This is a genomic window from Streptomyces sp. NPDC093795, assembly GCF_044764665.1.
Taxonomy (GTDB): Bacteria; Actinomycetota; Actinomycetes; order Streptomycetales; family Streptomycetaceae; genus Streptomyces.
Genome location: NZ_JBIWIO010000013.1, coordinates 113,416 through 123,482, shown reverse-complemented (window position 1 = coordinate 123,482; position 10,067 = coordinate 113,416). Strand labels below are relative to the sequence as shown.

Below are 10,067 nucleotides of genomic sequence, written 5' to 3'. Positions count from 1 at the left end.
ACACCCCACCAGAAGGCCCGTTCGGCGTGGGGCAGGCTCTCTCGGCGGCCTGCCCCGGTCGTCGTGTCCGCTACTGACCCACCCGGCCGTCGACGCACTCGCGCAGCAGGTCCGCGTGTCCGCAGTGGCGGGCGTACTCCTCGATCCGGTGGACCCACAACTCGCGGACGGCGGTGCCGTCCTGGATCACCCGGGCGTCCAGGTCCGTGCATGCCAGCAGGGCCGCGTCGGTCGCCGCCTGTTCGCGCTCGAGGTCGGCGAAGGCGCTGTCGACGAGCGTCTGCTCCGCGAGGGCTCCTTCGAAGTCGCCGTCGGCGTCTCCGTACAGCGTCGGTTCCGGGTCTCCCGGCAGGATCCAACCGCGCCAGTCCCGCTCCACCTCGGCGAGGTGGCGGACGAGTCCGAGCAGGGACATGGTCGACGGCGGCACCGACCGGCGGGCCAACTGCTCCGGGTCGAGGCCCTCGCACTTCATCCGCAGGGTCAGTCGGTAGCCGCCCAGGAAGTCCTGGTACGTCGCCAACTCGCCGTCCGGGCTGGGGCCTTCGCTGTGCCGGGGATCCTTGTCGGGGTCCGCCCACATGTCGGGGTAGACGCCGGCCTGACTCCACCGCTCGGGCACGTCGCTCGCTGTGTTCACGGTGCCGAGGATGCTGCCGGGCGGCCCGACGCACAAACGATTATTCGTGACCGTTTCACGCAGGAGTCCGCCAGATCGCGTGTGGACCGTGGAGGCGATGCGGAGAGATCATTAAGAAACCTTGTTGAATAAGCCCGTACCCCGGGTTCGCTCTTGATTTGCTCCTGCCAACCCGCACAGGGTTCTCTCGAACGTTTGACGCCCCACACGTCAACACGAGGAGAGATCCCCTTTCATGGCAACTCACAAGCGATCCCACGGTCTTCGCAACGCGGCCATAGCCACAGGTGTGGCGGGCGCCGCCACCGCGGCACTGTTCGCGGGCAACCTCGCGGGGGCAGCCGCCCCGGCCGAGGGGACCGTGCACGGGCTCGGCGCACCGGGCGCCGTGGCCGGCAGCTTCGTCGTCATCCTCGACGCATCCGCGAACAAGGCGGATCTCGCGAAGAAGTACGGCGGCACCCTCGAACGCTCCTACGGCTCCGAGGTCAACGGCTTCTCCGCGTCCGGCCTCAGCGTCGACGAGGCCAAGCGGCTGGCGGCCGACCCCGCCGTCGGGACGGTCGTACAGAACAAGCGCTTCAGCATCAACGAGACGCAGGAGAAGCCCCCGTCCTGGGGCCTGGACCGGATCGACCAGGCCGACACGGCCGGTGACCAGAAGTACGCCTACCCCGACAACGGCGGTGAGGGCGTCACCGCGTACGTCATCGACACCGGCGTGCGGATCTCCCACCAGGACTTCGGCGGCCGGGCGAGCCACGGCTTCGACGCCGTGGACAAGGACAACACGGCCGACGACGGCAACGGCCACGGGACCCACGTGGCGGGCACGATCGCCGGCACCTCCCACGGCGTCGCCAAGAAGTCCAAGGTCGTGGCCGTCCGTGTCCTCGACGACAACGGCTCCGGCACCACCGAGCAGGTCGTGGCTGGCATCGACTGGGTGACGCAGAACCACTCCGGGCCGTCGGTGGCGAACATGAGCCTCGGCGGCGGCGCCGACGAGGCCCTCGACGCGGCGGTCAAGCGGGCCATCGCCTCCGGCGTGACCTTCGCGGTCGCGGCGGGCAACGAGTCCTCCGACGCCGGGCAGGGCTCGCCGTCCCGGGTGCCGGAGGCGCTGACCGTGGCGTCCAGCACCAAGGACGACCAGCAGTCGGAGTTCTCGAACTTCGGTGCCGTGGTCGACCTGTACGCCCCGGGCTCGGAGATCACCTCGGCCTGGAACGACAGCGACACCGGTACGAAGACGATCTCCGGTACGTCGATGGCCGCGCCGCACGTGGCGGGCGCCGCCGTCCTCCACCTGGCGGCCAACCCGTCGGCGACGCCCGCCGACATCGCCACCGCGCTCAGCGGGGGCGCCACGGCGGACGCGATCAAGAACCCCTCGGCCGGCACCGCGAACAAGCTCCTGAAGATCGCCCCGTAGCCACACCGCACCACGGCTCGCACCAGGCGGCCCTCCGTATACGGAGGGCCGCCTTCTTCGATGCGGGTGTACGTGTCTGCCGCATAATGCTGCGATGCCGCAGACGCCGCCCGCCGTGCAGCCGGAACCGATATCGGCCGACCCGCCGCACCGCACGGACCGCACCCTGCTCACCCAGTCCTGGCTCGACCTCGCGTTCCTGCACTGGGCCGTGGACCCCGCCGACGTGGCGCCGCTGCTGCCCGCCGGCACCGTGCCCGACACCCTCGACGGGGTCACCTATGTCGGCCTCGTCGCCTTCCGGATGCACCGGGTCGGCTGGTTCCGCCTTCCCGGGCTCCCCTATCTCGGCACCTTCCCCGAGACCAACGTCCGGCTCTACTCGGTGGACGAGCACGGGCGTCGCGGCGTCGTCTTCCGCTCCCTCGACGCGTCCCGGCTGCTCCCCGTGGCCGTCGGCCGGTGGGCGTTCCGGATCCCGTACGTCTGGTCGAGGATGAGCGTCCGGAGCGACGGCTCGACCGTGACGTACAGCAGCAGCCGACGCTGGCCCGGGCCCCGGGGGGCGCGCAGCGCGATCAGCGTCGCCGTCGGCGAGCGGGTGGAGGAACCCACCGCGCTCGAACACTTCCTCACCGCCCGCTGGGGCATGCACAGCTCCTACTTCGGACGGCCGCTCTACCTCCCGAACACCCACCCCCGCTGGCCGCTGCACCGCGCCCGGCTCCTCGACTGCGACGAGACGCTCCTCGCCGCGGCCGGTCTGGTGCGGCCCCTCGGCGCACCCGTGAGCGTGCTGTACTCGCCGGGCGTCCCCGTCCGCTTCGGCGGCCCACCGCGACGACCGCCCGTCGCCCCGGTCCCCCGGCCCCGAGCGGGTCAGTAGCCCGTCGGGCGGGCGTCCCAGCGGCCGACCACGCCGGGGAGTTCGACCCGGGACCGGATGCCCAGCCTGGCGAAGACGCTCCGGAGGTGGTGGTCGACGGTCCGGGGGCTGAGGGTGAGACGGTCGGCGACCTCCCGGTTGGTGGCGCCCCCGGCGACGAGGCGTGCGATCCGCTGCTGCTGAGGCGTCAGCAGTCCCAGCGCCGCCGGGTCCGTGACCCCGCCCGTGGTGCCGCCGGTGGCGCGCAGTTCGCACCGGGCGTGCTCGGCCCAGCCGTCGGCCGCGGCCCGCTCGAAGGTGACCAGGGCGTCGCTCAGCGGACCGCGCGCGTCACCGGGCCGCCGGCGGCGCCGCAGCCAGGTGCCGTACGCGAGGAGGGTGCGGGCGCGCTCGAAGTCGTTGCCGCAGCTGTCGTGGCGACGGACGGCCTCACCGAACCAGTACGCCGGTTCCTCGCCCGGCGCGAGCAGCGCCCGGCAGCGGGCCAGTTGGGCCGGTGCCGTGCCGTCGATGCCCTGGGCGGCCCAGACCGCGTACTCCTCGGCGGCCTCCCGCGCCTCCGCGCGCCGTCCGGACGCGACGGCCGCCTCCACGAAGCAGGGGATCACCAGCATCCGCAGCGCGAAATGGCCGCCCCGCGGGCCCTGCCGGACGAGCGGGAGCAGCCGCGCGGTCGCCTGGGCGGCGAGGCCGCGCCCGGACTCGGCCCGGGCCAGCGCCCATTCGGCGAGGGTCGCGGCCTGGACGAGGCCGTGCGGGCGCGCGGTGTCGAGGGCCCGCCCCGCGTGTTCCGTCACGGTGCGGCCGTCGCCCGCCACCGAGGCCACGAGGGCCAGGACGGCGTGCTGGTGGGCGGCGACGTTGTGCTGGCCGGTCTGTTCGGCCGCCCGCAGGCCCTCGCGCGCGGTGCGCGCGGCCCTGCTGTACCGGCCGGCCCGGAGTTCGGCGTAGGCGAGGTGTTCCAGGGCCCGGGGCACCAGTGCGGTCCGGTGCTCGGCGCGGGCGCGGGCGAGCGCACGGGCGTGGATCCTGGCCGCCGCCGCGGTGTCGCCCAGCACGAGCGCGGCCGAACCGGCCCGGAGGAGGAGTCGGGGGTCGGCCTCGGCGCCGTCCCGCGCGACCACCCGCGCCAGGGCGGAACGGGCCTGGTCGAGGCGTACGTCGAGGGCGGCGCGCAGCCCCTCGACGAAGTCGCGCTCCGTGCCCCGGGCCGCCTTCCCCGGGTCGAGGGCGGCCAGACACGCGGCGACGTCACCCCCGGCCCAGGCGGCCTCCATCGCGAGGAACCGGGCGTCGGCCGCCTCGGCCGGCTCCCGTTCCCCGAGCAACTCCGCCGCCTGGAGCAGCACCTCGTACGCGTCCATGACCGGGCCGCCCGCGAGCGCCGCGAGACCCCGGACGAACTGGGAGCGACCACGAACCTCGGGAGCGAGAGCGCGCACGGCGGGCGACGGCCCGAGCCGGTCGGCGCGGTGTCCCTCGCCACGGACGAGGGTGGGGTCCGCCGGGGCGGTGGGAGGGACGGGAGGCGCCGGGGCGAGCTCGGCGGGGGTGGAGGCGAGCGCGGCGGGGGCGGAGGCGGGCCCGAGGGGCGCGGAGGCGGGCCCCGGGGAGGCGGAGGCGGGCCCGGCCTGCCCCGAGGTGGACCCGGCGGAGGCGGAGGCGGGCCCGGCAGGCGCCGGAGCTGACCCGGTGGGCGCCGCGGCTGTCCCCGTCGGGGCCGAGGCGAGTGCCGCGTGGCCCAGGAACGGGTCCTCGAAGCGGAGCGCGTCGTCGCTGCGGCTCAGCAGCCCGCCCGCGATCAGGCCGTCCAGTGGTTCGACGGAGGTGCGGGTCGCCCGCGCGGTGGCGAGGACCGCGCCGAGAGCGACCTCGTACGCCCGGGGCGGCTCCGGCTTCCACCGCCCAGGGGGTGCCGGCGGCGGGTCGTCGGCTCCGGTGCGGCCGGTCAGGGCGACCACCGCGAGCAGGCGTCGGGAGTCCGCCGGGAGGCTCTCCACGAGACCGCCGTACACCTCGGCGAGGACGGTTCCGTCGACCAGGGGCGCGGTGCCGGTCGCGGGGGCGGTCGTGAGGCGCCGTACCGCCGCGGCGAGGACACCGGGGTGTCCGGCCGTCTCGTCGAGCAGCCGCTCCCCGATTTCGGGCGGTGGGGGCACGGCGCACAGGTCGCCCAGGAGGGCACGTGCGCCGTCCCGGGTGAGCCGTCCCAGCCGTACGGTCTCCGCCTCCGGCACCTCGGGGAGGCGGTGGTGGCGGGCTGCCGACACGAGCCAGACCGTGCCGCCCGACCGGCTCCCCGGCTCCCGCCAGGCCGTGGTGAGCGCGGCGCGCGAGTGGGCGTCCCACAGGTGCAGATCGTCCAGGCAGATCAGGACGGGACGGCCGGCGGTCAGGCCGTCGACGGCCGAGGCGAGGCCGTTCTCACCCCGCGCGTGCCGCAGCGCGCGGCGCCCGGCCGACGGGTGGGGCGCGAGGGCGGCGCACAGGACCCGGACCCCGCTCCACGCTCCCCGGTGCGGGGGCGCGGCGACCCGGTGGGCGGTGCCGGGGAAGTCGTCGGCCGCCCGGGCGAGCAGCGCGGTGCGCCCCTCGCCGGGGTCGCCGGTGACGAAGAGGACACCGCCCGCCCCGGTGGCGGCGCGGGCCGAGAGCCGGGCCACCGCGGCGAGTTCGGCCGTACGGTCGTACAGCCGCTGGCCCGGGGCGGCGGCTTGGGTCACTCCGCTCACGGCGATCACGTTACCGACCCGTAGGTAACGGGGGAAGGCTCCCGGGCCTGGGCGTGGGCAGGGGCCCAGGCCCGGGAGCCGTGTCCTGTGACGGAGCACAGAGCGGCCGGACGGACGGCGGCAGTCAGTCGTCGGCCGTCGGTCGCCGGCCGTCGATCGCCGTTCGTCGCTCGTCGTTCGTCGCTCGTCGTTCGTCGCTCGTCAGTTGCCGAGCGGGCAGCTGCCCCGGTACTCCTCGATCGTCAGACTGGGCCGCGGCAGCGGGCAGAGGAACTGCTCGTAGCGGGTGTCGTCGTCGATGAAGCGCTTGAGCCAGGAGATGCTGTACTTCGCGATCGTCGTGTTCGACGTGTTCGGGGTGAAGTGCGTGGCGCCGTTCAGCTCCAGGTACGCCTTGTCGAGGGAGCCGGGCAGGCTCTCGTAGAAGGGCTCCGAGTGGCTGGCCACGGGGGCGACCGTGTCGCCGTCCGCGCCGATGACCAGGGTGGGTGTGCGGAGCTCGGGCCAGGTCTTGTCCGTGTTCCACCCGGTCAGGGGGATCGCGGCCTTCAACGAGGGCCGGCTCTTGGCGGCTTCGAGGGAGCCCCCGCCGCCCATGGAGTGGCCCATCACGCCGAGTCGGGACGTGTCGATCCTGCCGCGCACGGAACTGCGCTGGGTCAGGTGGTCGAGCGCGGCCAGGAGCTGACGCCCCCGGCTGTCGGGCTGGTCGAGAGTGGTGAGGGTGTCGATGGTGAACACCACGAAGCCCTGCGAGGCCAGGCGCGGTCCCAGCCAGGCGATGGAGGACTGGTAGGCGGTGAACCCCGGCGAGATCACCACCGCGCCGAACGTCCCGTCGCTCGTGGACGTCGGGTAGTAGATGGTGCCGCCGCCGAAGCCGGTGGCGGCGAGGGAGGAGACGCTGGTCTCGGAGACGGCGTACGGGCCGCGCAGGGCCTCGATGCTCGACTGGGTGGGTGCGGGGCCCCGCTCGTAGGGGTTGGCAGCGGCGGCGCCGGCGGCGCTGACGCCCGGGGTGACGAGCAGGGTGAGGCAGGCGGCGGTGGCGGTGGCGGCCGCGGCGAGGTGTCGTTTCACGACGGAGTCGTCCTCTCGTGTCGTGTGGCGGCCGCCCCCGGCGGAACCGGGGGCGGCGCGTCCTGGACTGGCCCGGTCACTGTCGACGCGGCGTGGCGCGGCGGGCATCGGCAGAACCACCGGTCTCGCCATCGGGGGAGGGTGTCCGGGGGATGTCGGAGGCGAGTCGGAGGAGTGTCGGAGGACGGACTGTCAGGGGCAGCTGATGCGGGTGTCGCCGGGGTCGGTCGTGCAGGTGTCGGTGCCGGGGCCGCCGTTGGCGGTGTCGTTACCGGTGGTGCCGTCGGTGGTGGTGAGGCGGTCGTTGCCGTAGGTGCCGGTCAGGGTGTCGTTGCCCGGGCCGCCGTTCAGGGTGTCGTCGCCGAAGCCGCCGTCGATGTTGTCGTTGCCGAAGCCGCCGTGGGCCGTGTCGTGGCCGTAGCCGGCGCGGATGATGTCGTTGCCGCCGAGGCCGCAGATCACGTCGTTGCCGGATCCGCCGTTGAGGGTGTCCGCGCCGCCGGTGCCGATGATCGTGCAGCCGCGGGCGTTGTTCACCGAGGTGGTGGCGGTGGCCCTGTTGTTCGAGGGCGTCGGGTCCTGCGGGGTGCCGCTGACGTCGGCCGTGTTCGTGAGCGTGCCGGTGGCCCGGGGTTCCGCCGTCACCGTGACCGTCGCGCTCGCACCGGGGGCAAGGGAGCCGAGGGCGCAGGTGGCGCTCGTCGGGGTGGTCGTGCAGCCGCCCTGGGAGGGGACGGCGGAGACGAGGTTGGCGCCGGCCCCGGTGAGCGTGTCCGACAGGGTGACGCCGGTCGCGGTGGCGGTGGACGTGGCGGCGTTGGTGACCGTCACCGTGTAGGTGGCACGGTCGCCGATGCTCACGGTGGTCGTGCCGGTCTTCGTCACCCTCAGGTCCGCCGCGCTCGGCGGAGGCGGGGTCGTACCGTCACCGCCCTCGTAACGGGCGAGGGCGAAGGCGAAGCCCGCCCCGTAGCCGGCGGCGACGATCCTGCCGTCCGGCTGTACGTCCACGCCGCGGATCTCGTCGAAGTCGTTGAAGCCGGTCACCACGAAGCCGTCGCCGCCGAAGCCGGTGTCCACCGTGCCGTTGGGGTGGAGGCGGAGCAGGCCGAAGTCGTTGGCCTCGGAGCTGTTCGGGTCGTCCGCCCGCCCCGCGAGCACGATCTTCCCGTTCTGCTGGAGCGCCATGTCGTACGCGGCTCCGCCGCCGCCCGGGGCGCTGACCGCGGCCCGGCCGCCCGTGCCGAAGCCGGCGTCGGGGCTGCCGTCGGCGTGGTAGCGGAGGGCGATGAAGCCGACGTCGCCGGAACCCGCGGCGACGATCTTTCCGTCGGGCTGTACGGCCACGGCGTTGCCGAACTCGGTGCCGCCGAAGTCCGTGGTGACCGTGCCGTCACCGCTGAAGCCGGTGTCGAGGCTGCCGTCGCTGTGGTAGCGGGCCACCCCGATGTTGAAGGCGGTGTTTCCCACGTAGCCGATCGAGACGATCTTGCCGTCCGGCTGGAGGGCCATCGCGCGGGCGATGCCACCACCGTCCTGCGGTGAGGTGGGCGTGAAGCCCGCGACCACGGCTCCGTCGCCGCCGAGGCTGGGGTCGAGGCTTCCGTCGGTGAGGAGGCGGACCAGCGCGAACCCGCTGCCACCGCCCTTGCCCACGGCGACGATCCGGCCGTCGGGCTGCACCGCCACGTCCGCGCCGTCCGCGGACCCGCCGAACTCGTCGACGCGCACCAGGCCCCCGTCGCCGAAGCTCGTGTCGAGGCTGCCGTCGCTGTGGTACCGGGCCACGGAGAAGAAACAGCAGCCGCCGCCCTCCTCCGCGAACACCTCGGTGGTGCCCACCACGACGATCTTTCCGTCCGACGGCTGGATCGCGACCGCGTTGGCCGAGTGCGAGCCGCCGCCGAAGTCGCTGGTGACCGTGCCGTCCCCGCCGAAGCCCGGGTCGAGGCTGCCGTCGGTGAGGTACCGGGCGAGCGTGAAGCCGGCCTCGCTCACCCCCACCACGACCAGCTTGCCGTCGGACTGCCGGGCGAGGTCGTGGCCTTCCGCGTAGCCGGTGATCCGGGTCGTCACCCGCCCGTCGGATCCGAACGTCGGGTCCAGGTCACCCGGGGCGGCCAGCGCGGTGCCGGGCAGCGCGAGTACGAGCGCCGTGCCGAGCGCGACCGGTACCCCGGCCCTCCCGCCGGGCCTGCGTCGTCGTCGTGCCGGTCTCAGCTGTACGTGGGTCATGGATGAACGAGCCTCCGTCTTCGGGGGTGTACGGGGAGCAGCGCACAGCTTCGTCGCGGAATCGGGCCCCGCCGACGCGGGCCGTGCCGCACTACGCCCACCGGACCCCGCGAACCACCCCCGTGGGGGAGCGCGCGGGGCGCGATCCACAGGCCGGTTTGCTCCGGCCGGGGTCGCGGTGGTGTGCACCGCCCGGCGGCGGGGCCGGCTTGGACACCGCGTACCCTCACCTCGGAACAGCGGCGTCGGACGCGGGGCGAGCGGGGAAACGGAAGATGACTGAGGTGCGCGGGCAGGGGGCCGGGCCCGGTGGGGACGAGCGGGACCGGGCGGCGACCGTCCGCCTCTTCATCGCCCTCGCCCCGCCGGACGAGGCGAAGGACGAGCTGGCGCGGGAGCTGCGCAGCGCGTACGACGCGTATCCGCACATGCGGTGGAACCGTATCGAGGACTGGCACATCACCCTGGCGTTCCTCGGCGAGCTCCCCGTCGCGACCGTTCCGCTCCTGCGCCCGCCGCTCGCGGACCTCGCGGCGTCGCGCCGGCCCGTCGAACTGGGGCTGCGCGGCGGCGGGCACTTCGACGAGCGGGTGCTGTGGAGCGGGATCGACGGGGACCTGGAAGGGCTGCACCGGCTCGCCGCCGACGTCCGTGCCGTGGTCAGGGAGTGCGGTGTCCCCTTCGAGGACCGGCCGCTCCGCCCCCATCTGACCCTTGCCCGCGCGCGCCGCGACGACCTGTCGAGTGTGGTGGACGTCGCCGACGGGCTCGCCGGCTTCACCGGCTGTCGCTGGCGGGCCGACCGTCTCCACCTGGTGGGCAGCAACTTCGGCCGCGGGCCGGGGCCGATCCGGTACCGCGACATCGAGGCGTGGTCGTTCGACGGGCGCTGAGCCGGGGGTGCGGGGGACCGAGGGGAAGCGGGGCGCCGAGGGGGCGTGGGCGCTGCGGGGTGCGCGGGCGCTGAGCCGAGGGCGCGCGGGACCGAGAGATGCGCGGGCGCAGAGGGGTGCCTGGGCGCTGCGGGTCGCAACCGATCCGGGTCCCTGGCACGTGTTT

7 protein-coding genes are annotated in these 10,067 nt (G+C 74.4%); 3 read left to right on the top strand and 4 right to left on the bottom strand.

The window, feature by feature from the left end:
* Positions 1 to 70: 70 nt before the first annotated feature.
* The gene (locus ACIRB7_RS29850) at positions 71 to 583 is read right to left on the bottom strand and encodes a DinB family protein (protein WP_403605057.1); all 513 of its coding nucleotides are present in this window, start codon (positions 581 to 583) and stop codon (positions 71 to 73) included.
* 292 nt (positions 584 to 875) lie between these two features.
* On the opposite strand from ACIRB7_RS29850, the gene ACIRB7_RS29845 reads away from it, so the two are divergent.
* Positions 876 to 2,075, top strand: coding sequence for a S8 family peptidase (locus ACIRB7_RS29845; protein WP_403604657.1), 1,200 nt, complete (start codon positions 876 to 878; stop codon positions 2,073 to 2,075).
* A gap of 94 nt (positions 2,076 to 2,169) precedes the next feature.
* Positions 2,170 to 2,961, top strand: a complete 792-nt coding sequence (locus ACIRB7_RS29840; protein WP_403604655.1) for a YqjF family protein — start codon at positions 2,170 to 2,172, stop codon at positions 2,959 to 2,961.
* Here the strand turns inward: ACIRB7_RS29840 and ACIRB7_RS29835 are convergent.
* From ACIRB7_RS29835 to ACIRB7_RS29825, 3 genes are all read right to left on the bottom strand, one after another.
* Positions 2,955 to 5,693 carry a LuxR C-terminal-related transcriptional regulator gene (locus tag ACIRB7_RS29835; RefSeq protein WP_403604652.1) on the bottom strand — a complete coding sequence of 913 codons (2,739 nt, stop codon included), beginning with the start codon at positions 5,691 to 5,693 and terminating at the stop codon, positions 2,955 to 2,957. The genes ACIRB7_RS29840 and ACIRB7_RS29835 overlap by 7 nt on opposite strands.
* A gap of 201 nt (positions 5,694 to 5,894) precedes the next feature.
* Complete coding sequence (locus ACIRB7_RS29830) at positions 5,895 to 6,881, bottom strand: alpha/beta hydrolase family protein (RefSeq protein WP_403605054.1); 987 nt, start codon at positions 6,879 to 6,881, stop codon at positions 5,895 to 5,897.
* An 84-nt stretch (positions 6,882 to 6,965) separates the two neighbouring features.
* On the bottom strand, positions 6,966 to 9,008 hold the full coding sequence (locus tag ACIRB7_RS29825; RefSeq protein ID WP_403604649.1) for a calcium-binding protein: 2,043 nt from the start codon (positions 9,006 to 9,008) through the stop codon (positions 6,966 to 6,968).
* Between the two features lie 275 nt (positions 9,009 to 9,283).
* On the opposite strand from ACIRB7_RS29825, the gene thpR reads away from it, so the two are divergent.
* On the top strand, positions 9,284 to 9,901 hold the full coding sequence (gene thpR, locus ACIRB7_RS29820) for an RNA 2',3'-cyclic phosphodiesterase (RefSeq protein WP_403604646.1): 618 nt from the start codon (positions 9,284 to 9,286) through the stop codon (positions 9,899 to 9,901).
* Positions 9,902 to 10,067: the final 166 nt, after the last annotated feature.